Genomic DNA, 24,019 nt, shown 5'->3' on the forward strand with positions numbered 1-24,019 from the left:
GCCCCAAAATTTGGGGCTTTTCTTTTTATGGTTTCGGAATTTTTACATCATTCCTGGCATTCCGCCGCCACCTCCCATTGGAGGCATAGCTGGGACATCTTCCTTGATGTCGGTCAATGAACATTCCGTGGTCAAGATCATTCCTGAAACAGATGCCGCATTTTCCAATGCAATACGGGTTACTTTTTTAGGATCGATGATACCTGCTTTCATCATCTCCACATATTGGTCAGACTTGGCATCGTAACCAAAGTCACCCTTACCATCCATTACTTTGGCAACAACAACTGAACCTTCGCCACCTGCGTTTTCAACTATGGTACGCAAAGGGGATTCAATGGCACGTGCTACAATTTGCAATCCAGTTTCCTCGTCGGCATTTACCGAATCAACTTTGGCAAGTACAGACTTGGCTCTAACCAAGGCAACACCTCCACCGGCAACGATTCCTTCTTCAACGGCAGCTCTTGTGGCGTGCAAAGCATCATCCACACGATCTTTTTTCTCCTTCATTTCAACCTCAGAAGCAGCACCTACATAAAGTACAGCAACCCCACCGGCCAATTTGGCCAATCGCTCTTGAAGTTTTTCCTTGTCGTAATCGGAAGTGGTAGTTTCTATTTGTGATTTAATCTGATTCACACGGGTTTTGATATTGTCCGTGTCTCCAGAACCGTTCACAATAGTAGTGTTGTCTTTGTCAATGGTGATTCGCTCACAAGAACCTAGCATCTCCAAAGAGGCATTTTCCAAGGAGAATCCTCTTTCCTCAGAAATAACGGTACCATTGGTTAGGATGGCGATGTCTTCCAACATGGCCTTTCTTCGGTCACCAAATCCAGGTGCTTTTACAGCAGCGATTTTCAAGGAACCTCTCAATTTGTTCACAACCAAAGTAGCCAATGCTTCTCCGTCAACGTCCTCAGCTATAATCAATAGGGGCTTTCCAGATTGGGCAACAGGCTCCAATACAGGAAGTAGATCCTTCATGGAAGAGATTTTCTTGTCGAACAACAAGATGTATGGGTTCTCCAAATCGGCAATCATCTTTTCAGAGTCGGTAACGAAGTAAGGAGAAAGGTATCCGCGATCAAATTGCATTCCTTCCACAACATCAACGTAGGTGTCTGTACCCTTGGCTTCCTCCACGGTGATAACACCTTCTTTGCCCACTTTTTCAAACGCTTGGGCGATAAGGTCACCGATGGCTCCATCATTGTTGGCAGAGATGGCGGCAACTTGCTTAATTTTTTCTGAAGAGTCCCCTACTTTCTTGGACTGCTTGGCAAGGTCTGCAACAATGGCTTCCACAGCCTTGTCAATTCCTCTTTTCAAATCCATTGGATTGGCACCGGCAGCAACATTCTTAAGGCCTTCCTTTACGATGGCTTGTGCCAGAACCGTTGCGGTGGTTGTTCCGTCACCGGCAAGATCGTTGGTTTTGGAAGCGACTTCCTTTACCATCTGGGCACCCATGTTCTCCAGGGCGTTTTCCAATTCAATTTCCTTAGCTACGGTTACCCCATCTTTAGTGACTTGGGGAGCGCCGAAGGATTTGTTGATGATTACATTTCTACCTTTGGGTCCCAAGGTAACTTTTACAGCATTGGCCAAGGCATCCACACCTTTTTTTAGGCCGTCGCGTGCATCTATATCGAACTTAATATCTTTTGCCATTTTATAATTTTATGTTGAAAAATTAAAGTTCCAAAATCCAAATCCCAAATGATGAATTCAGGAAGGTCGCATTTTGGAGTTTGTTATTTTGATTTTGGAATTTTTAGCTGTTATACGATTGCTAAAATGTCACTTTCGCGCATGATCAGGTAGTCAGAACCGTCAAATTTCAGTTCGGTGCCTGCATATTTTCCGTAAAGAACAGTATCGCCAACCTTAACGGTCATGGATTCGTCCTTGGTTCCAGGACCAACGGCAACTACGTTTCCTTTTTGAGGTTTTTCTTTGGCGGTATCGGGGATGATGATTCCCGAAGCTGTTTTGGTCTCAGCCTCTACAGGTTCTATTAGTACCCTGTCCGCTAATGGTTGGATGTTAACTTTAGCCATATTATTAATCTTTAGGTATTTGTTTTAAAAATTCTCGAATGTTTGGACAGAAATTATGCCATTATGATGAAAACTGACATTATAGAAAACAAAAATGCCAGCTTGTCATTTCAAGCTGGCATTATGTATTTGTTCTGTCACCTAATTTTAGTTGATGGTGTCCGCTGGATTAGTGTTATCTGTAGCTGGAACTTGCTCAGGAACTGTTTCTGGAACCGTCTCTGGTATTGTGTTTTCAATATCGTCCCCTTGTAACAATTTAGAGTCGGCCTGACTGAAATTTCCCTTTAAGGAAACATTGGAAATTAGAATCAAAACGATCAACAATCCTGCTAAGGTCCAAGTACTTTTATCCAAAAAGTCCCCTGTTTTTTTGACTCCCCCAACTATTTGGCTGCCACCACCTCCAAAAGAGGAAGACAATCCGCCTCCTTTAGGGTTCTGTACCATGATCACCAATACCAACAAAAGGCATACAACAATGATCAAAATCAAAAATATAGTAAACGTACTCATGGTTTTATCTTAATCTTTTTCTTTCTGCAGCTTCTTCACCGCCCGAATTTGGTCTGCAAAGAAACCACTTTTTTCTGGATATTTCAAACTCAATATTTTGTAGGCCTGAATGGCTTTTTTGTACTTTTTTTGCTCCAAATACACTTTGGCCAACGTTTGGGTCATCAGCTCATTTTTGTCCATCTTTGTGGACTCTTTTATGTTGACTTTGGCACCGGAATCTTCATTGGGGACAATCTTAGGTTTATTCTCAATAAACTTGTCCAATAAATCAAACTTTTGTCTCTTGTCCAGTCTTTTTGAATCGGATTCCTGATTAGCCTCATCCGTGGGATTGGAGGTAAGTTGCAACCATTCGGTAAAGGAGTGGCGCTCCTTTTTGGTAAAGGGCAGGGGTTTTCCCAATTCCAATTCAGCCTTTTCTTCAGAAGTTTCTTCGGTACTTGGTTCCGATTCCGTGCTTTCCGGTTTTGATTTAAATAGGGCTGGATTCAAAATTTGTTCCGCGTCCTGAATATTTTGAGGGAGCGCTTCCTTGGATTCGCCCAATAGATTTTCTGCTTCGGGATTCGGTTCAATCTCCTCGGATACTGCTTTTTTATCTTCCAATTTGGGAGCTCTACCGGCAATGGTATCTGCTATATTATTTTGAACAAACTCCTGGGATGTGATAAAATCAAAAAGAACATCGCGATCCGCTGTATGGGCAGCAGTGACCTTTAGGGCATTGTTGTATTTATAGCTGTCCAGATTTTTCAATCCTTTTAGATGTAAGGCCCTGGCAGCTTGAAAGTACGGATATTCTTCAATGATCCCTTCCAGTTCCCGTGTTTGTTTGGGAGACAGGATGGTGTCCGATTTTTGAAGAACTTCTATAAAATCCGATACGTTCATTTGTTTACCAATTACCTAATGAGGCATTAAAAATATCCTGGGTGATTCGTTCAAAAATTTCCTCGTGGGCGGCAGACTGTACTGATGGCAAGGAAGCCGCAGCATCAAAATCAAAAAAGAAGGAGAAGCGACGTTCAAAATCCGCGTCGTCCTTGGTCTTGTTAAAAAACCGCACATTAACACTCATGGTCAATCGGTTCTGGGCGGTCAATTGATCAGCAGTTGCGGTCATTGGGGTTACCCTATACTCCACAATTTCCCCTTCGTAGAGCAAATCCCCATTACTGCCGGTCAATGAAAGACTCGTAAGATTGTTGATCATTTCCTGAAGGGCATTGGTAAACTCCCTATCCAATCCGGGTTCAATGGTTGAGCCAGGATTTTGGTCGGCATAATTCTGAAAAAAGTTTACCTGGAAACTCTCCGCGGTTCCTATATCAGCTCCTGAAAAATTATAAATTCCACAGCCTTGTAGACTGAAAAACAGGACAAGAAGTCCCAACTTAATTCCTTTTTTTACCATTGATTTATTTGTCCAATAATCCAACACTTCAATAATCGATTTGATCAAAAATTACAGATCGTATTGCTTGATTTTCCTATACAAGGTCCGTTCTGAAATTCCTAGCTCCGAAGCGGCTGCCTTTCTCTTACCACGGTTTCGTTCCAAGGATTTTTTGATCAGCTCAATTTCCTTTTCCTGTAAAGATAGGGTTTCTTCCTCTTCAATTTCCTCGGCAAAATGATAGCGATCCTCCTGCGGTTGCGATACGGTGCTTGTAGTTTCAACAACGGGTTCAGGTAGATGCAAAACTTCCGTTACATTGGTTTCTTCCTGTGGAATTTCCTCTTCCTTGTTTCCATAAATTTTTCGGATCAAGGTTTCGTTTTCCTCCTGTACTTTTTCAGAGTCGTTGTTTTTCAACAATTCCAAAGTGAGTTTTTTGAGGTCGTTGAGGTCGCCCTTCATATCAAATAGCACTTTGTACAAGATCTCCCTTTCATTACTGAAATCACTTTCCTTCTTTTGCTGTTCAATTACGGCAGGAAGGTTGGTATTACTGGAGTTGGGCAAGTACGTATGTAGGGTGGCAGCTGAAATGGTTCGATTTTCCTCCAACACGGAAACTTGCTCTGCAATATTTCTCAATTGCCTAATGTTTCCTGGCCAGCGATATTTCAACAATAATTGTATGGCAGGTTCCTCCAATCTGATAGTGGGCATTTTATATTTCTGGCCAAAGTCGGAAGCAAATTTTCGGAACAACAAATGAATGTCTTCACGGCGCTCGCGAAGTGGAGGGATATTTATTTCCACGGTGCTCAAACGATAATAGAGATCTTCACGGAACTTTTCCTTTTTAATGGCCTCAAACATATTGATGTTGGTTGCGGCCACAATACGCACATCCGTTTTCTGGACTTGGGAGGACCCCACTTTTAGGAATTCCCCATTTTCCAAAACCCGAAGCAATCTAACCTGGGTGGTCAAAGGTAGTTCCCCAACCTCGTCAAGGAAAATGGTTCCTCCATTGGCCACTTCAAAATACCCGCTACGGGTTTGGGTGGCTCCTGTAAAGGCGCCTTTTTCATGACCAAAAAGTTCACTATCAATGGTTCCTTCGGGGATGGCCCCACAGTTTACCGCAATATACTTGGCATGCTTGCGATGTGATAGGGAATGAATGATTTTTGGAATGGCCTCCTTACCCACACCGCTTTCCCCGGTCACTAAGACCGAGATGTCGGTAGGGGCAACTTGGATGGCTTTTTCCAAGGCCCTATTCAGCTTTACATCATTACCAATGAGTTCAAAGCGTTGTTTTATGGATTGAATTGATTCCATGTTTTTTAGAGTCTGGATTCAAGAAGCTAGAAACAAGACGTGTCTCGGTTCATGGCTCTTAAATCTTGAAATCTTAATTATTTTTACTTAAACCTTGTGCTTCCCCGATCAAGGTCGCTGAGGTGCATTCGTTGATTTTGACATTGACGAAATCGCCTACTTGGTAATTTTCCTTCGGAAAAACCACCACGGTATTTTGGGAATTTCTCCCCATCCAATGCGCATCCGATTTTTTTGAATACCCTTCTATCAGAACCTCCTCTACCTTGCCCACATGTTGTTGGGTTCTGTAAAGCCCGTGTTTTTGTTGAAGATCAATAATCTCCCGAAGCCTCCTTTTTTTGGTGTCTTCTGGAATATCGTCCTCCAATTTACGGGCAGCCAAGGTGCCAGGTCGCTCGGAATAGGCAAACATAAAACCGAAGTCGTACTTCACATATTCCATCAGACTCAAAGTGTCTTGATGGTCTTCCTCGGTTTCCGTGGGGAAACCAGCTATCATATCCTGGCTAATGGCGCAATCAGGAATGATTTTTCTGATATTGTCGATTAATTCAAAGTACTCTTCTCGCGTATGCAAACGGTTCATGGCCTTCAAAACCCTATTGCTCCCACTTTGCACAGGAAGGTGGATGTACTTGCAAATATTCTCATGTTTGGACATAGCCTCAATAACATCCAATGTCATATCCTGCGGATTTGAGGTAGAGAAACGAATCCGCATTTTAGGCTGTGCAATAGCGACCATCTCCAACAACTTTGCAAAGTTCACCGAAGTGGCCTTTTGCATTTCCGAGGCCTTGTCAAAGTCCTTTTTTAAACCACCGCCATACCATAGGTAACTGTCCACATTTTGGCCCAACAAGGTAATTTCCTTAAAGCCTCTTTCCCACAAATCGTTAACCTCTTCCAAAATGGATTGTGGATCTCTACTGCGCTCGCGTCCTCGGGTAAATGGAACCACACAAAAGGTGCACATGTTATCACATCCACGGGTTATGGACACAAAGGCCGTTACGCCATTGGAGTTCAGTCGAACAGGAGCAACATCACCATAGGTCTCATCTTTGGAAAGAATAACATTCACCGCATTTCTTCCCTCGTCAATTTCTTGGATTAGGTTGGGGAGGTCTTTGTACGCATCGGGGCCTACCACCATGTCCACAATCTTTTCCTCCTCCAGGAATTTGCTTTTCAAACGTTCTGCCATGCAGCCCAAAACCCCAACCTTCATTCCCGGATTGGTTTTTTTGACCGCATTGAATTTTTCCAATCGTTTGCGGACGGTCTGCTCGGCTTTTTCCCTGATGGAACAGGTGTTGACCAAGACCAAATCGGCCTCCTTCAAATCCTGGGTGGTATTAAATCCTTCCTTGGCCAAAATGGATGCTACGATCTCACTGTCCGAGAAATTCATTTGGCAACCGTAGCTTTCAATGTAAAGCTTGCGGTCGTTCTTTTCATCACGTTCCAAAGCAAGCGGACTTCCTTGTTGACTTTCGTCTATAACCTTCTCTAATTCTTCGTTCCTGATCATTTCGCTATAATGGGATGCAAAGATAATGCATAATCCAAATTAGTGACAATTTGGCAGTCGAATTATGAAGGGATTAACCAAATTTTAAAGAAAATCGTCCGAAGCCTTATAAGCATCTATGACTGCCTGCTCCCCTTTGGAGCCTTCAATGGAGTTGCCGTGCTCCATGCCCAAAATGTCCTTATAGCCTTTGTCGTAAATAAATTTGAAAACGTTTTTATAGTTGATTTCCCCTGTAGTGGGTTCCTTTCGGCCTGGGTTGTCCCCAATTTGAAAGTATCCAATTTCATCCCAGCAAGCTTCAATGTTAGGGATTAAATTGCCCTCCTGAATCTGTTGGTGGTAAATATCGAACAAGATTTTGCACGAAGGAGAATCAACCGCCTTGCAAATTTCATAGGCTTGAGGACTTTCAGACAAAAAGAGACCGGGATGGTTTCTGAAGTTCAAGGGCTCCAAAACCATAACAAGTCCATGCGGCTCCAAAATATCAGATGCCCTTTTTAAGGATTCCACCACATGGGCGGTTTGGTATCCCATATTTTGTCTGAGGTCTACATGGCCAGGAACAACGGTCATCCATTTAGCATTAACACGTTTGGCCACTTCAACGGATTCTTTGATATGGGATAGAAATTCTTCCCGAAGGTCTTTGTCACCACTGGCCAAATTGGGTTCTTTCCAGTAAATCTCATGGGCCACAAAAACCCCCATGTCCATGCCTCTATTGGCCATAGTACTGGCCATTTTCTCCTGGAGGGCAACCGTTCTCTTTTTCATGCCATTGTCCTCGTAGGCTTTAAAGCCTTGGTCTGCCATGAAGTTGAGTTGGTCAATGGGGTCATCACCAGCTTTGTTTTTAAACATGCCCAAATGCGGGGCATATTTTAAATTGAACGTATGTGCCATGGGCTTGGCTTCTCCTCCAAATAAATTTGGGGAAACCCCTAAGGCAGCACCAGCCATTGCCGTGCTGTTTATAAAAGTTCTTCTTTTCATAATTGATGCTGTTAGGGATTAAACAAATTTGGTTACCCCAGGCATGGGAATTGGATATCTTCCTTCAGCATCTGGTACCGAAGGCGGATTGGAATCCCAAGTTGGATTTTCAGGAACCAAACTCAAATCCGAATTCAAGGCCTGTTCCCAAGTAATGGTCTGACCGGAGTAGGTGGCCATTCTGCCCATAATGGCGGTCAATGTGGATTTGGCCCCGTTCTCCGCATCCGCAATTACTTCTTTGTTGCGGATAGAGGCAAAGAGCTTATCGTGTTCTACCTGATATGGGTTGGGATCCCCTTCCTTTTTGGTATTGAGAATGGTATTTCCTCCCAAGTCCGAAATCACTCCGCTGCCAGTCACGATTCCTCCTTTGGAACCCTGGAATACCTCGTCTACTCTTGAAAAACACCCTTTTTGATGTCTGCACTGACTAGAGATTACAGCTCCGCTCGGATAGGTGAATTCCACGAAGTGGTGATCATAAATTTCGCCATGGTCCTTGCCATTTCTGGTTTGCCTACCGCCCATACCTTGGGCTGAGGCTGGATATTCCCCAATAAACCAGTTGGCCACATCAATGTTATGGATATGCTGCTCCAATATATGGTCACCACACAACCAATTGAAGTAATACCAATTGCGCATCTGGTATTCCATCTCTGTTTGTTCTGGCGTTCTTGGTCTGACCCAAACCCCACGACTGTTCCAGTACACTTGGCCCGATACAATTTGTCCAATGGCGCCATTTTGAACTTGCTCATAAAGCCTGTGGTATTTTTTCTCGTAATGGCGTTGCAGCCCAACAACCACGTTCAGTTTTTTCTCCTTGGCAATTTTGGCGCTTTTCAATACGCGTCTAACCCCGGCTGGATCTGTGGCCACGGGTTTTTCCATAAATACATGTTTGTCTTGCGCAATGGCGTATTCAAAATGCAAGGGACGAAATCCTGGAGGGGTGGTTAAAATGACCACATCTGCCATATCTATGGCCTTGGAATAGGCATCAAAGCCCACAAAACGATTCTTCTCTTTTATATTGATCTTGCGCTCCCCATCAAAATGTTCCGTGATGGCGGTCAGGCTGTTTTCAAGACGGTCTTGAAAAGCATCGGCCATTGCTACCAATTCTACATCTGGGTCGGCCGTTAGGGCCTGAACCGCGGCACCGGTACCACGTCCCCCACACCCAACCAGGGCGAGTTTCAATTTTTGGTTTCCTGCTACATAACCCATAGCATTCATGGGTAGGGAGCTGGTCATTAACGCACCGGTTGCGAGTCCGGTGGTTTTGACGAACGATCTTCTGTTCAATTTTTCTGCTACGTTGTTTTTGCGATTTTGCGACATGGTTTTAGTTTGTATGTTTTTCCTTCCAATATACTTTTTGTTCTTCGGCACTAGGGGTTTTATAGGGCCTAACAATTCTAAATCCGATAAAGGGGGCATCGGTATGCCACCATTTACTTTTTGGGATTTGAGGGTCTCTTATTTTCCATTTCTTTTGGGAAACTTTTCGGGATGCGCTTCTTAATCGGTCTGCAGCATCTGCCCAGGAGCCTCCCTTCAATGTTCTCGGGTAGGTTTTGTCCGGTTTTACAAACGGATTCACGTTGGTCTTTTTTTTCCGCTTGGAATAGGTTTCCGCATCATATTTGTCCAAGGTCCATTCTGCCACGTTTCCGTGCATATCGTAAAGTCCCCAAGCATTGGGGTTTTTTTGACCTACTTGGTGTGTTTTTCCATTGCTGTTTTCTTTGAACCAGGCATAGTCGTCCAGATTGGAAGCACTATTTCCGAAAGCGTAGGCATCTTGTGAGCCTGCCCTGCAGGCATATTCCCATTCGGCTTCGGTGGGGAGTCTGTAAAAGTTACCGGTCATGGCGGTAAGCCATTCACAAAATCTGGAGGCGGCCAGCTGGGTCATGCTCACCGCTGGATGCCCTTCGACGCCCATACCAAAATCCATAACAATATAGGGAACCGTGGCTCCAGAAACCGCATCAACTTCAATAGAAGCTTCATTGGCCAGTTTTTTGGAATCCCTTTGGTTGTCAATGGACCTATGCACATAAAGATTGTACAAATCCCAAGTGATTTCAAATTCCGCCATCCAGAAGGGTGCAACTTCAACCAAATGGGTTGGTCCTTCATCACTGGATCTACCCTTTTCGTTGGACGGACTACCCATGGTAAATGTGCCGCCCTGGATAGGAATCATTTTAACTTGGACGTCGGTTCCTGAAATGTTTTGATTGTAGGCCTTAAACGGTTTTTGCGCCGTGCTGCTTATTCCAATAAGGAACAAGGTGGATAAAAAAAGTGTTCTCAACAGGTTAATAAAAAAAGTGTTCTTAGTTTGCAGTATTCTCAATAAATGTATGGTTTTATACGGGATATATTTAAACTTTTTTGTGAAAATCCACGCAACGTTATTCCAGACTTCTTATCTAACAAATGCTATACAATCCAATAAACTTATACAAAAAATGAAAAAGAAAATTCTACTGGTTTTGTCCTTGGTTGCCATAAGCTTTGTGTCCTGCGAATCCAATGATGATAGCGATTATGCAGAATACTTGGTTGCCAGGCCCCTTGTGATCAGCAAGGCAGAACTAACCACTATTGACATTATTGCTCCAACCCCTATCAATGAATCGGGGAAAGTGTATACCTATCAAGATTACATCTTTATCAATGACAAATACCAAGGGGTGCACGTGATTGACAATTCCAATGCGCTCCAGCCTAGAAAAATTGCCTTTATCAAAATTCCTGGGAATGTGGATATTTCCGTTAAGGACGATTTCCTATATGCCGACAGTTTGACCGATCTTGTGGTTTTGGATATCTCTGACATCAATAATATATCGCAGGTTAACCGATTGGAGAATGTGTTATATAATAATGTCTTCTGGCCCTTTGAAGCCGATATTGTGGAGAATGAGGATTTTGATTGGGAAACCGAAGTATTGATCGGATGGGAAACTACCACAGAAAGAAGACTGATTGCCGAAGTGGAGGAACAAAGAAATACAGATGTGATATTTTTTGGCGATATAGCCTTGGCAGAAGTTTCTGATGCAGGAGGCGCTGGACAAGGAGGGTCGCTGGCGAGGTTTAAAATCGTGGAAGATTATCTCTATGCTGTGGACAGTCATAATATTAATGTATTCAACATTTCCGATTTGGATAACCCGGTAGACTTGGAAGATGTATATGCCGGATTCGATATTGAAACCATTTTCAATAGGGGCAACCATTTGTTTTTGGGAAGTATGAGAGGGATGTACATTTATGATATTACCTCCCCTGCAACCCCAACTTTTGTGTCCGAGTTTCAACATGGCACTGCCTGTGATCCTGTTGTGGTGGATGGGGACTATGCCTACGTGACCTTGAGAGGTGGAAACAACTGTGGGGCTTTGGAAAGTGGACTCTTTATTGTGGATATATCAGATATTGAAAATCCCGAGTTGACCGTGGATTATCCCATGGATGAACCCTATGGTTTGGGGATACGGGATGAAAAGTTATTTGTGTGCGATGGAAGTTCGGGGCTCAAGGTCTACGACAAGACCGATGTGATGGAGTTGGAACAGTTAAATCATTTTAAAGATATTGTTACGTTTGATGTAATTCCTTTGGAAAGCCATTTGATCATGGTTGGCGATGAGGTGCTGTATCAATATGAATATTTGGATGACGACATCAGGCTGATGAGCCAAATTGACTTGAAGTAATCAAATACAATAAGCTTCTGTAATATCCCGTTTTAAGCGGGATATTTTTTTGCGCTTTATTTTGTCAAAAAGTCAAAATCGAAAAATTCATATACTTTTGTTACCTCTAAACCCCGTTGCATGCCTAAGAATTTAGTTATAGTTGAGTCACCTGCGAAGGCTAAGACCATTGAGCGTTTTCTAGGAAAGGACTTTCAGGTAGAATCCAGTTTTGGTCATATTGTAGACCTACCTTCCAAGGAACTTGGTGTTGATGTAGACAATGGATTTAAACCCAAATACACGGTTGACAAGGAAAAGAAAACCTTGGTGAAAAAACTGAAGGATTTGGCTCAAAAAGCAGATACCATTTGGTTGGCCAGTGATGAGGACCGGGAAGGGGAGGCCATTTCATGGCATTTGGCAGAAGCTCTAAAATTGGATAAAAGCCGAACCAAACGAATTGTTTTCAACTCCATTACCAAATCGGCCATCCAGAAGGCCATAGAAAATCCAAGGGAAATCAACTATAATTTAGTGAACGCCCAACAAGCCCGAAGGGTCTTGGACAGACTGGTGGGATACGAACTCTCTCCAGTGCTTTGGAAAAAAATAAAACCGGGATTGTCCGCAGGTCGGGTGCAGTCTGTTGCTGTACGACTGATTGTGGAACGGGAGCGGGAGATTGAAGATTTCACTCCAGAGGCTTCGTATAGAATCCGTGCCGAATTCAAAACTTCCAACGGAAATAATTTTGCCGCCAAATTGGGTAAAACCTTTCCAACCAAGGAAGCCGCAGAAAGCTTTTTGCAACAAAATATGGGTGCGGAATTTTCCGTGGCCAGTCTGGACAAAAAGCCGGCCAAAAAATCCCCGGCACCTCCGTTTACAACTTCAACCTTGCAACAGGAAGCCTCTCGTAAACTTTACTTTTCAGTAAGCCGTACCATGCAAGTGGCGCAGCGCTTATATGAAGCAGGTTTGATTACCTACATGAGAACGGACAGTGTTAACCTTTCCAGTGAAGCGCTGAATGCTGCCAAGGACGCCATTGTTCAAAATTATGGGGAGTCCTATAGCAAGGTGAGGAACTATACGGGCAAATCCAAAGGAGCACAAGAAGCTCACGAAGCCATTCGACCTACGGATATGTCCAACCAAAACCCATCCTTGGAAAGAGATCAAGCCAAATTATACGAATTGATTTGGAAACGGACCTTGGCTTCCCAGATGAGCGATGCCCAATTGGAACGCACCAATGTAAAGATCAAGGCCAATACCCATGGCGAGGAATTCGCTGCCAATGGGGAGGTGGTCAAGTTTGATGGATTCCTTAAGGTATATCTGGAAGGCATTGATGAAGAGGATAGTGTTGAAGAACAGGAAGGAATGTTACCTGCTATGAGTGTGGGTGAAGCACTTGAAAATAATTATATCACGGCCACCCAACGTTTCACACGACCACCTTATAGATATACCGAAGCTTCTTTGGTAAAAAAGTTGGAGGAGCTTGGCATAGGAAGACCATCCACTTATGCCCCAACTATTTCCACCATTCAAAACAGAGGGTATGTAGAGAAGGGAACTGTGGAAGGAACGGAAAGAAAATATACCCAGTTGCTGTTGGAAGCGGGAAACATAGCTGAGAAATCACTTTCCGAGATGATAGGTTCCGATAAGGGTAAATTGGTGCCCACAGATATTGGAATGATCGTGAACGATTTCTTGGTGAGTCATTTTACCACCATACTGGATTACAATTTTACAGCAAAGGTTGAGGAGAACTTTGATGAAATTGCCGATGGGGAAGAAGATTGGCAAAAAATGATGCAGGAGTTCTATAAGGACTTTCACCCCAAAGTGCTTCATGTTGAGGAAAACGCAGAACGCGCCAGCGGGGAACGGGTTTTGGGGACCGATCCAAAATCGGGGAGACAAGTCGCCGCAAGATTGGGACGTTTTGGTCCCATGGTTCAAATAGGCACCGTGGAAGAGGAAGAAAAACCATTGTTTGCCAGTTTGTTACCGGAACAGTCCATTTCCACTATTACTTTTGAAGAGGCCATGGAGCTTTTTCAACTCCCAAGAAAATTGGGTCAGTATGAAGGGGAGGAAGTGGAAGCCAATGTGGGTAGATTTGGCCCTTATGTCCGTTTTGGTAAAAAGTTCATTTCCCTGGATAAGGGAGAAAGTGCTTTTGATGTGGATATGGATCGTGCCATTGAGTTGATCAAGGCCAAGCAAAAGGCAGATGCCCCCATCGCCCATTATGAAAATTTGGAAGTTACCAAAGGGGTTGGACGTTTTGGTCCTTTCATCAAATGGAACGGAATGTTCATCAACGTCAACAAAAAATACGATTTTGATAATTTGACCCAAGCGGATATAGGAGAGCTTATTGAGGCCAAAAAAGTTAAGGAGGCCGAGAAATTGGTCCGGGAATGGCCTGCCGAGAAAATCCGTATTGAAAAGGCCCGATGGGGACGACATAATATTATTAAGGGTAGAATCAAGGTGGAGTTGTCCAAGGATGTGGATGCAACCAAGATTTCCTTGGAAGAGGTACAAGCCCTTTTGGAAAAGAAAACACCTAAAAAGAAAACAAAGGCGAAAGCAAAAAAGTAAATGGCATTCGATTTTTTGGTTCCGGTCAGTGATAAGGTACTGGCCTATTCAGAATTACTTCCGCCCCAGGCCCTGGGAAAAAACATCCATAAGCACACAGAGAAGAAAGGGCTACCTGTATTTGCCAATGCAACGGTGGCCATCTTTGCGGTAAATGAATCCCGAAATGCCTTCGAGAAAAAACCCGAACGCTTGGATGTGGATGAAATCCGAATCCAGTTGTATCGTCTTATGACAGGTAACTGGAATTCCACCATTTTGGACATCGGCGATATAGAGGAAGGAGATACCGTAGAGGATACCTACTTTGTGGTAAAAGAGGTAGTGGCCGGTCTTTTGGAGGAAAATATTATACCTATTATAATAGGGGCCACCCAGGATATCACATTTCCAACCTATAGGGCATTTGATAAAATCAGGGACATGGTCAACCTGGTGTCCATTGACAGCCGGTTTGATTTTGGAGAGGAAGAAGAGTTGATATCTTCCCACTCCTACATGACCCGAATCATAACAGACAAACCCAACAATCTTTTCAATTTTTCCAACATTGGCTACCAAAGTTATTTCAATGCCCAGGAAGAAATTGATTTGATGGAACGACTTTTCTTTGATGCCTATCGTTTGGGAGATATTGCGGCCAATATTTCATTGGCGGAACCCATTTTGAGAAGTTCCCATATTGTTAGTTTGGATTTAAGGGCCATTCGCGCCAGCGAAATGGGCTTGTACAAAAACTTTTCCCCCAACGGATTTACAGGAAGGGAGATTTGTGCCATAGCACGTTATGCAGGCATAAGCGATAAGGTCTCCCTGTTTGGAATTTATGAGGGCGAGAACTCGCTTCAGGCTTTCCAAATGATTGCGCAAATTATCTGGTACTTTATTGAAGGCATCAGTTTTAGGATAACGGAGTTTCCAAGTTCCAAGAGTGAGGACTTCACCAAGTTTACTGTACCAACGGATACCGAAGAACTGATCTTCTATAAAAGCCATATTACTGAACGTTGGTGGGTTGAGGTCCCATCAATTTTACCCGAACATACTAAAACAAATTCGGCGGCGTTATTACCATGCACCGAGGAGGACTATTTGGATGCTTGCAACCAGAAGATTCCCGAAAGGTGGTTCAAAGCTTACAGAAAGGGCTTTAACTGAACAAATTAAATTTTGAGCATTAACTGTTTTTACACAATAATTTATTCAAAAATCAGTTTTGAGAATAAGAAATTTGTGTAGCACAGTTTAAAAAACTAAATCGAAAATTTAACCTAAAGTATGAGAAAGCTATTCTTTTCATCTATAGCACTTGCTTTTTTACTCGCTAGTTGCGGTTCAAATTCAAAGTCAAAAGGTGAACTCGTTGGAGCCCAAGGAAAAAAATGGTATCCAGAGAAACCCTATGGGATGGAACTAATTCCCCGTGGCTCCTACGTAATGGGTAAGGCTGAGGAAGATCAGGCTAAAGTGTTGAATGCTCCTACTAGAACGGTGACCGTTCGTTCCTTTTATATGGATGATACGGAAATTACCAATAGTGAGTATCGACAGTTTGTGGAGTGGGTGAAGGATTCCATTACCAGAACCAAATTGGCCATCTTGGCCGATGAGTTGGGCATTGGCCCAGAAGATGAAGGGATTGGGGAATATGCCTTCAAGGACACTGACACTTCCAGAATTTCAGTTTACGACAAATATATGCTCGACAACTATGCTGGTCTTGGAGAGACCGGTTATGAAGGTAGGGCCTTGAACAAGGATGTGGACTTGGTTTGGGATACTTCAGAATATCCTGATGAGTACTACGCCGAAGTGATGGATTCCATTTACTTACCTGAAGAGGAAAGTTATAATGGATTGCGTTCCATTGATGTTACCCAATTGAAGTACAAATACAGTTGGATGGACATTGAAGCGGCCGCCAGAGCTAAAAAAGGTAGAAGAAAAGACTTTATTAAGCACGAGGAACTTGAAATCTATCCGGATACTACGGTATGGATCAAGGATTTTGAGTATTCCTATAACGAACCCATGCACAATGATTACTTTTGGCACGATGCATACAGCGATTATCCTGTTGTGGGGGTAAACTGGATGCAGGCCAAGGCGTTCTGTAACTGGAGAACCAAGTTCAAGAACGATGATCAAAAATCAAGGGGCAAACAATTTGTAAACCAGTTTAGGTTGCCTACAGAAGCTGAATGGGAGTACGCTGCCCGTGGTGGAATTGAAGGAGGAACCTATCCTTGGGGTGGTCCATATGTGATCAGCGACACAGGTTGTTTTATGGCCAACTTTAAACCACAACGCGGGGATTACGCAGCCGATGCTGCCCTGTACACTGTGGAGGCAAAGTCTTATGAGCCAAACGATTACAATCTTTACAACATGGCCGGTAATGTAGCGGAGTGGACAAGCTCCAGCTTTGACCAAGGAGCCTATGAATACCTGTCCACCATGAATCCAAATATTGGATCGGGACAGAACCAAAGAAAAGTGATCCGTGGAGGGTCTTGGAAAGACGTTGCTTATTTCTTGCAAGTAAGTACGCGTGATTACGAATACCAGGATTCCGCACGTAGCTATATCGGATTCAGAACCGTTCAGGATTATATGGGCGAGGAAGATTCCACCAACGGTAGAAGAAACGGGTTACCTTCTGCTAGATAAATTAAGAAAGAGAGCATTATATAAACCAGTAACCAAATACTTATTTATATAACTTAATTAAAACTAGAATTATGGCACAGTCAAAATCAACAAAAAAGCTGTTTAACATGGCCTACGGCCTTGGGGCATCGGTAGTAATTATTGGTGCACTATTTAAAATCCTTCACTGGGAATTTGGACCACTGAACGGGGGGTTACTTCTTGCTATCGGACTTATTACTGAGGCATTGATCTTTGCAATCTCTGCGTTTGAACCAGTAGATGACGAGTACGATTGGTCTTTGGTGTATCCAGAATTGGCCAATGGTCAGTCCAAAGGAAACAAGAATGACGCGAAGCAAGCTAAAGAAGCTGAGGGTCTTCTTTCCAGAAAATTGGATGATCTATTGAAAGAAGCCAATATCGATTCTGAGTTGTTCAACAGCTTGGGTGAGAGCATCAAGAATTTTGAGGGAGCTGCCAAAAACATCGCTCCTACAACAGATGCTATCCAGCACACTAAGAAGTACTCTGAAGAGTTGTCTCACGCCGCCGCTCAAATGGAGTCTTTGAACAGCTTGTACAAAGTACAATTGGAAAGCGCTAGCCGTCAAGCTTCCATCAATGAGGAAGTAGTACAGAATGCCGGGGCTCTTAAAGAGCAAATGGAATCTTTGGCTACCAACCTTTCTTCCTTGAACGGAGTTTATGGAGGTATGCTTTCTGCCATGAGCAAAAACTAATTAGGGTTTAATTGATATACCAAACCCCAGATCAAATTAATTAATAATTCTAATTAGATAAAAAACATGGCATCAGGAAAACAGACACCACGTCAGAAGATGATCAACCTTATGTACTTGATCTTCATCGCGATGTTGGCATTAAATATGAGCAAGGAGGTTCTCGCTGCATTCGGTTTGATGAATGCAAAATTGGAGACTTCCAACGAAAAAGCCGAAGCAAACAATTTGGCCTATTTTGAAGGTCTTGGGACCAAGGCATCTGAAGATGCGATTAAGTACGGTCCGTTGTATGAAAAGGCTCAGACTGTTCAACAACTTTCCAATGAGTACTACGAGTACTTGGAGGAGTTGAAAAAGGGTATGTTGGCCGATCAGGAAGATCCCAACAACTATGTTGTAATGGATAAGTCTGACTATTTGGACAATCTATTCTTTAAAGGCGATGACTTAAAGCCGGATGGTCAAGAGTTCTTGTCAAAATTGAATAATTATAGAACCAAGATTTCTGCTGCACTTCCAGAAAACATGGGAGAGATAAAAGGAGCTGTTCAAACCCGTTTTGAAACTGGTGATCAGAATGGCAAGGTTGAGAGACAAAGAGATGGAGTCAAAGTAGATTGGATGAACTACCACTTTGAGGGTTATCCTTTGGTAGCTTCGTTGACCAAGATCACACAGTTGCAGGCAGATATCATGTCTACAGAGCAAGAAGTATTGAAAGGACTTTTGGAAGGTAACTTGACAGAAGCCGTTTCCTTAAAGAATTTCGCTACATCCTTGTCCGCTTCCAAAACTGCTTTTTACACAGGTGAGAAGTACGATGGTAAAATTATCATCAGTAAGACTGACAACTCTTCCAAGCCAGTTAGGGCCGAGTTGAAGTTGGATGGTAGAAACCTTACTGCTGATAAGGATTATATCTTGGAAGAAGGTGGTATCAAGCTGTTGATCAGTGCCGGTGCTGCCGGTGACCATACTGTTTCTGGAACTATGTTCTTTATGCAGGATGGTGAAGAGATTCCTGTTGAGGTGAACAACACCTTCGCCACTATCACTAAGCCTAATGCTGCAGTTATCTCTGCCGATAAAATGAATGTTGTTTACCGTGGTGTGGCCAACCCTATGACCATCTCCATTCCTGGTATTCCAGATAACAAAGTTAATGCTAGAGCAACTGGTTTGACCAGAAGAAGCGGTAGCAACTATATTATGAATCCAGGTACAGGTAGAACGGTTACTATTACTGCATCAGGTACATTGCCAGATGGTCAACCAATCTCCACCAAGTCGGAGTTTAGGATCAAGGATATCCCAAGACCAGGTGGTACCGTACGTGGTGAGGCCGGTAGCGTTAAAATGCCAAGAAGAAACCTTGAGATTTCTACCGTAGGCGCTATGTTGGAAGATTTTGATTTTGACTTGAACCTTGCTGTAGGTGGATTTAAGTTCAAAGTGCCAGGTCAACCTACAATAGTAGTTAATGGCAATAAGTTGAACGCACAAGCCAAATCTGCCCTTAAGAGAGCGAAAAGAGGTGACGCCGTTCAGATATTTGATATCAACGCATACATTACCAACAATAGAAGCTACAAGTTGAAGAAAGTATCTCCTGTAGTTGTTGAGCTTACAAATTAATTAAGTATAGAAGTATAATCATGAATTGGAAAAATGCATTAATTATTGGAGCGTTGGCTTTTGCTCCCGTATCCATGCTGGGTCAGGCAAACATCTTGAATGCCAAGTTGCCACAGGATATAGGTGTAAAGACCGAGGCCCAAAAAGAACAGGACAATGACGCCCCCCTAGCCTACGGATATGTAGACGATAGGGACATCCTTTGGTCCAAGACCGTATGGGAGACCATTGACCTGGACGAGCGTGTTAACTTTCCATTGTACTACCCAACCGATACCATAGGTATTGGAGCGGACAGAAGGTCTTTGTACCATGTTTTGATGAAGAACATCAGAAATGGAAAACTGACCGAGGTGTACACCGATTCGTATTTCACTGAAAAACGAACTTTAGGAGACTTAAGCGCTACGTTAAGAAAGGTAGATACCACCGACCTTGGATACGAGCAATTGAACGCTGGTGAGCAGATTTCTGCGGAGTTTATCAACCAAAGGGATTTGAGCGCAGCCGATATTGAAGAGTATCGCATAAAGGGAATGTGGTATTTTGACAAGCGTCAAGGTGAGTTGAAGTACAGACTATTGGGAATTGCCCCTGTAGCTCCGGATGTAAACTTTATTGATGACGAGTCTGTAGATCCAGGCGAAAACAAAGTAGAACTTTTCTGGATATGGTATCCTGCCGCCCGTCAAGTCCTGCATGATGCCAAGGTCTATAACCAGCGTAACTCCGCGCGACCCATTTCCTTTGATATGCTCTTGAACGCACGCCGATTCAACGGGGTTATCTATAAGGAGGACAATGTCCATGGGGATCGTGAAATAGACGATTACGTATTTGACAATGCACTGTTCCAGTTGTTGGAGGCCAAACGAATCAAGGAGGTCATCCGCGATAGGGAACAGGATATGTGGGCGTATTAATGAGACTCAACTTTGAGAGCCGAAAGGCGTATCAAAGTTGCAAGACGAATTAATTCCGACGAAAGTCGGAATCCCAAAGCCCAAAATAAATTTCCAATTCTATACAGCAAAACGCCGCACGAAAGTGCGGCGTTTTTTTGTTTACCAGTCTACTGTAATAAGGATTACGATCTTCCAACAATCCAACAATCCAACAATCCAAGATTAAACCTTAAACCCATAATCTCGTCCAGTATTTATAAATTCGCCCCATGTTGGATTACCTAGTAGTTGGCCTCGGCTTGGCCGGAATCTCTTTTTGTGAAACTCTTGAAAAAGCAGGGAAGACATACCATGTTGTTTCAGATAACTCCCAACAATCCTCCTTGGTGGCAGGGGGTATGTACAACCCGGTTATTCTAAAGCGTTTTACCCTGGCTTGGAAGGCCAACGAACAATTGGATTTGGCCATGCCATTTTATACGGATTTGGAACAAAAATTGGGAGTAGAGCTGGATTATAAATTGCGGGTACTTCGCAAGTTTGCATCCATTGAAGAACAGAATCTTTGGTTTGAGGCAGCTGATAAACCTGGACTGGAAAATTTTATGTCCACCAGGATCCAAGAAAACCAAAACCCTTCGTTGGATGCTCCTTACGGTTTTGGCGAAGTGCTGCACACAGGTCGTATTGATACTGCTGTGCTGCTGGCGTCCTACACCCAATATTTACAAGATAAAGGCAATTTAACCCTTCACTCCTTCAACTTTAACCATTTTAAGACGTTTCCTGATTATATTTCCTATAAAACCATCAAGGCCAAGCAAATTGTCTTTTGCGAAGGCTATGGGCTTAAAAACAACCCATTTTTCCAGTATTTGCCGCTAAATGGGACCAAAGGAGAGCTTTTGACCATCAACGCACCGGACTATAAAGAGGAAAATGTGATCAAATCGGGAGTGTTTACCATTCCAATGGGGAATGATCTTTATCGGGTTGGAGCTACCTACAAATGGAAAGACAAGACCAATGCTCCTACCAAAGAGGCCAAATCCGAACTCTTGGAAAAATTAAAAACGTTCCTTAAGTGCGATTTTGAAATTGTAGATCATGTAGCTGGGATCAGACCCACGGTTGTGGATAGGCGACCTTTAGTTGGGCAGCATCCGGAACATAAAGGCCTTTATGTATTAAATGGTTTTGGTTCCCGTGGGGTAATGATAGCCCCTTATGCTTCCGGGCAACTCTTCAACCATATTGAAAAAGGAGCCAATCTGGATTCAGAAATCAATATTGAGAGATTCACCAAGAAGTATTTTCCAAAAAAGACATTAGAGTAAAAACATGCAATTATTGCTTCTTGCCCACAAGTTGTCAGAGATAGGGATCCATCACATTCGTGACAATTTGTGAAACCTGCCTGCCGGCAAGGCAGGTTCGTGTCAACCTATTGGAAGAACACAAAATGGCCAATTAATAAGGGTAAGGTAGAATCAACCTGTTACTGACCAACGTGACCCTTGACCTCAGGTTCGTACTTAAAAAAGAAATTGATCCAGATATTTCGGGACAATCTTATGATCACAGGTAAAAACACGATTAGGGTCAAAACTATTGCAATAAAAGTGTTGACCAGGGAGGCTCCCAAAATCAAAAAAGCAATGACAAACGCAGCGGTGCCAAAGGCAATACCTACCGCATAACTCACATACATGGAGCCATAGAAAAATGAAGGCTCAATTTTATATTTGGTGCCACAGTGCGAACAACGTTCATGCATCTTGAACAGTTGGGAAATGGCATAGGGATTCGTGCTTTCATACATACTCTCTTCATGGCATTTAGGGCAACTTCCTGTTAAAATGCTGTAGAGTTTGTTTCCTTTTTTTAACATTTGCAGCGATTTTGATGCAAAAGTACGGATTAACCCTCTTTTGTTATGTAATTCAGGTCACATAAAATGCTTAATATTCACAATCTTTCGGTCGCCTTTGGGGGCGAATATCTTTTTGAGGAAATCGCCTTTCGGTTGAACGGGGGGGACCGTGTTGGACTTATCGGGAAAAATGGGGCTGGCAAGTCCACTTTGCTCAAGTTGCTTTCCAAGGAAATGGCTCCAGATACGGGAACAATTGCCACTGAAAAGGACATTAAGATTGGTTTTTTAAAGCAGGACATTGATTTTGAACAGGGACGAACCGTTTTGGAAGAATCCTATCAAGCTTTTACCGAAATCAAAGCCTTGGAACTCCATTTGGAAAAGATCAACCAAGAGTTGGCCGAACGTACCGATTACGAAAGCGAAGGCTACAACCAATTGATGGTAGATTTGACCGATGTGACCCATCGTTATGAAATCCTGGGCGGCTACAACTATCAGGGAGATACCGAAAAGGTACTGATTGGATTGGGTTTTAAACGGGAGGATTTCGACAAGATCACCGATACCTTTTCCGGTGGATGGCGCATGCGGATTGAGTTGGCCAAACTCCTGCTTCAAAACAATGATGTGCTGCTTTTGGACGAGCCTACCAACCATTTGGATATCGAATCCATTATCTGGTTGGAGCAGTTTTTAAAAAATTATGGCGGTGCTGTGGTCATCGTTTCCCACGACAAGATGTTCTTGGATAATGTGACCAATAGAACCATTGAGATTTCACTGGGACGGATTTATGATTACAACAAACCGTACACCAAGTTTCTGGAGCTTAGAATGGAGATGAAAGAGCAGCAATTGAATGCCCAGAAAAATCAGGAAAAGCAAATCCAACAGACCGAAAAACTCATTGAAAAGTTTCGTGCGAAGGCTACCAAGGCCTCTATGGCGCAATCCCTGATCAAAAAATTGGACAAGCTGGAACGCATTGAAGTGGATGAGGAGGACAATAGCGTTATGAATGTAAGATTTCCAGTTTCCGTTACCCCAGGAAAAGTGGTGGCAGAATTGGAAAATCTTTCCAAAAGTTATGGTGACAATCATGTATTGACTGGAATTGATCTTTTGGTGGAACGCGGCAGTAAAACCGCTTTCGTAGGTCAGAATGGGCAAGGAAAGACCACCTTGGCGAAGATCATGGTGGGCGAACTGGATCACGGAGGAAGCATTAAGATAGGGCATAACGTCCAAATCGGATATTTTGCCCAAAACCAAGCGGAATATCTGGATGGTAACAAGACCATTTTGGATACCATGATTGATGAAGCCAATGAGAGCAACCGAAGTAAAGTAAGGGACATTTTGGGCTCCTTTCTCTTTAGAGGGGATGAGGTGGAGAAGTATGTAAAAGTACTTTCCGGAGGGGAAAGAAACCGTTTGGCACTGGCCAAAATGCTGCTTCAGCCATTCAACGTGTTGGTCATGGACGAACCCACCAACCACTTGGATATTAAATCCAAGAATGTACTGAAACAGGCCTTACAAAACTTTGAGGGCACCTTGGTACTGGTTTCCCACGACAGGGATTTTCTTCAGGGATTGACCGATAGGGTATATGAATTCAAGGAAGGCCGAATCAAGGAATATTTGGGGGATATTGACTTTTATTTGGAGCAACGAAAGGCTGAGGATTTTCGAAAAATTGAAAAAGGAGAGCGAAAGACCCAAGTCAAAATTGAAAAACCCAAGGAAAATGATTATCAGGCCCAAAAGAAGCTAAAATCACTTAAAAACAAATTGAGTGGGGTGGAAAAGAAGATTTCGCAATTGGAAAAGGAAATTGCCGAAATTGATCACGACCTACTCATGGATTACGATGCAACCATTGCCAAGCCCGACTTTTTTGATGGCTATCAAGGCAAAAAGAAAGAATTGGAGACCCTAATGCAAGATTGGGAAAGTCTTTCCCATGAGCTGGAATCCTTGGATTAATATTATGATAG

The 24,019-nt window shown here is 43.1% G+C and carries 20 protein-coding genes; 9 read left to right on the plus strand and 11 right to left on the minus strand.

All coding sequences use genetic code 11. The features are described from left to right. Positions 1-42 precede the first annotated feature (42 nt). The 10 genes from groL to ACRHOZ_RS11010 form a co-directional block, all read right to left on the minus strand. On the minus strand, positions 43-1,677 hold the full coding sequence (gene groL / locus ACRHOZ_RS10965; protein WP_431125568.1) for a chaperonin GroEL: 1,635 nt from the start codon (positions 1,675-1,677) through the stop codon (positions 43-45). 110 nt (positions 1,678-1,787) lie between these two features. After that, on the minus strand, positions 1,788-2,066 hold the full coding sequence (locus ACRHOZ_RS10970) for a co-chaperone GroES (protein WP_431125571.1): 279 nt from the start codon (positions 2,064-2,066) through the stop codon (positions 1,788-1,790). A 147-nt stretch (positions 2,067-2,213) separates the two neighbouring features. Beyond that, the gene (secG, locus tag ACRHOZ_RS10975) at positions 2,214-2,582 is read right to left on the minus strand and encodes a preprotein translocase subunit SecG (RefSeq protein WP_431125573.1); all 369 of its coding nucleotides are present in this window, start codon (positions 2,580-2,582) and stop codon (positions 2,214-2,216) included. Positions 2,583-2,591: 9 nt separating this feature from the next. Further along, positions 2,592-3,476, minus strand: a complete 885-nt coding sequence (locus ACRHOZ_RS10980; protein ID WP_431125575.1) for a hypothetical protein — start codon at positions 3,474-3,476, stop codon at positions 2,592-2,594. Positions 3,477-3,480: 4 nt separating this feature from the next. Beyond that, the gene (locus ACRHOZ_RS10985) at positions 3,481-3,999 is read right to left on the minus strand and encodes an LptE family protein (RefSeq protein WP_422349103.1); all 519 of its coding nucleotides are present in this window, start codon (positions 3,997-3,999) and stop codon (positions 3,481-3,483) included. Positions 4,000-4,050: 51 nt separating this feature from the next. Continuing rightward, positions 4,051-5,322: a sigma-54 interaction domain-containing protein gene (locus ACRHOZ_RS10990; RefSeq protein ID WP_431125577.1), complete on the minus strand. Its 1,272-nt coding sequence runs from the start codon at positions 5,320-5,322 to the stop codon at positions 4,051-4,053. Positions 5,323-5,395: 73 nt separating this feature from the next. Continuing rightward, positions 5,396-6,859: a tRNA (N6-isopentenyl adenosine(37)-C2)-methylthiotransferase MiaB gene (miaB, locus tag ACRHOZ_RS10995; protein WP_431125579.1), complete on the minus strand. Its 1,464-nt coding sequence runs from the start codon at positions 6,857-6,859 to the stop codon at positions 5,396-5,398. Between the two features lie 84 nt (positions 6,860-6,943). Then, positions 6,944-7,858: a hydroxypyruvate isomerase family protein gene (locus ACRHOZ_RS11000; protein WP_420400890.1), complete on the minus strand. Its 915-nt coding sequence runs from the start codon at positions 7,856-7,858 to the stop codon at positions 6,944-6,946. A gap of 18 nt (positions 7,859-7,876) precedes the next feature. After that, positions 7,877-9,208, minus strand: coding sequence for a Gfo/Idh/MocA family protein (locus ACRHOZ_RS11005; protein ID WP_431125581.1), 1,332 nt, complete (start codon positions 9,206-9,208; stop codon positions 7,877-7,879). Positions 9,209-9,212: 4 nt separating this feature from the next. Then, complete coding sequence (locus ACRHOZ_RS11010; protein ID WP_431125583.1) at positions 9,213-10,190, minus strand: formylglycine-generating enzyme family protein; 978 nt, start codon at positions 10,188-10,190, stop codon at positions 9,213-9,215. A gap of 157 nt (positions 10,191-10,347) precedes the next feature. On the opposite strand from ACRHOZ_RS11010, the gene ACRHOZ_RS11015 reads away from it, so the two are divergent. From ACRHOZ_RS11015 to ACRHOZ_RS11050, 8 genes are all read left to right on the plus strand, one after another. Beyond that, positions 10,348-11,601: an LVIVD repeat-containing protein gene (locus ACRHOZ_RS11015; RefSeq protein WP_431125585.1), complete on the plus strand. Its 1,254-nt coding sequence runs from the start codon at positions 10,348-10,350 to the stop codon at positions 11,599-11,601. A 120-nt stretch (positions 11,602-11,721) separates the two neighbouring features. After that, the gene (topA, locus tag ACRHOZ_RS11020; protein ID WP_431125587.1) at positions 11,722-14,205 is read left to right on the plus strand and encodes a type I DNA topoisomerase; all 2,484 of its coding nucleotides are present in this window, start codon (positions 11,722-11,724) and stop codon (positions 14,203-14,205) included. Further along, positions 14,206-15,363 carry a formimidoylglutamase gene (locus ACRHOZ_RS11025; protein WP_420400885.1) on the plus strand — a complete coding sequence of 386 codons (1,158 nt, stop codon included), beginning with the start codon at positions 14,206-14,208 and terminating at the stop codon, positions 15,361-15,363. It abuts the gene before it with no gap. A gap of 120 nt (positions 15,364-15,483) precedes the next feature. Further along, positions 15,484-16,875, plus strand: coding sequence for a gliding motility lipoprotein GldK (gene gldK / locus ACRHOZ_RS11030; protein WP_431125590.1), 1,392 nt, complete (start codon positions 15,484-15,486; stop codon positions 16,873-16,875). A gap of 71 nt (positions 16,876-16,946) precedes the next feature. After that, positions 16,947-17,597, plus strand: coding sequence for a gliding motility protein GldL (gene gldL / locus ACRHOZ_RS11035; protein ID WP_431125592.1), 651 nt, complete (start codon positions 16,947-16,949; stop codon positions 17,595-17,597). Between the two features lie 66 nt (positions 17,598-17,663). Further along, entirely contained in the window at positions 17,664-19,235 is a 1,572-nt protein-coding gene (gene gldM / locus ACRHOZ_RS11040) for a gliding motility protein GldM (RefSeq protein WP_431125594.1), read from the plus strand. Between the two features lie 20 nt (positions 19,236-19,255). After that, positions 19,256-20,158, plus strand: a complete 903-nt coding sequence (gene gldN, locus ACRHOZ_RS11045) for a gliding motility protein GldN (protein WP_422349094.1) — start codon at positions 19,256-19,258, stop codon at positions 20,156-20,158. A 251-nt stretch (positions 20,159-20,409) separates the two neighbouring features. After that, entirely contained in the window at positions 20,410-21,477 is a 1,068-nt protein-coding gene (locus ACRHOZ_RS11050) for an NAD(P)/FAD-dependent oxidoreductase (protein ID WP_431125596.1), read from the plus strand. 161 nt (positions 21,478-21,638) lie between these two features. On the opposite strand, the gene ACRHOZ_RS11055 is transcribed toward ACRHOZ_RS11050, so the two are convergent. After that, positions 21,639-22,031, minus strand: a complete 393-nt coding sequence (locus ACRHOZ_RS11055) for a DUF983 domain-containing protein (RefSeq protein ID WP_431125598.1) — start codon at positions 22,029-22,031, stop codon at positions 21,639-21,641. A 66-nt stretch (positions 22,032-22,097) separates the two neighbouring features. Here ACRHOZ_RS11055 and ACRHOZ_RS11060 point away from each other — a divergent pair, with 66 nt between their 5' ends. Next, on the plus strand, positions 22,098-24,008 hold the full coding sequence (locus tag ACRHOZ_RS11060; protein WP_431125600.1) for an ABC-F family ATP-binding cassette domain-containing protein: 1,911 nt from the start codon (positions 22,098-22,100) through the stop codon (positions 24,006-24,008). The last annotated feature ends 11 nt before the right edge of the window (positions 24,009-24,019 follow it).

Source organism: Flagellimonas flava, from assembly GCF_050617915.1.
Lineage (GTDB): Bacteria > Bacteroidota > Bacteroidia > Flavobacteriales > Flavobacteriaceae > Flagellimonas > Flagellimonas flava_A.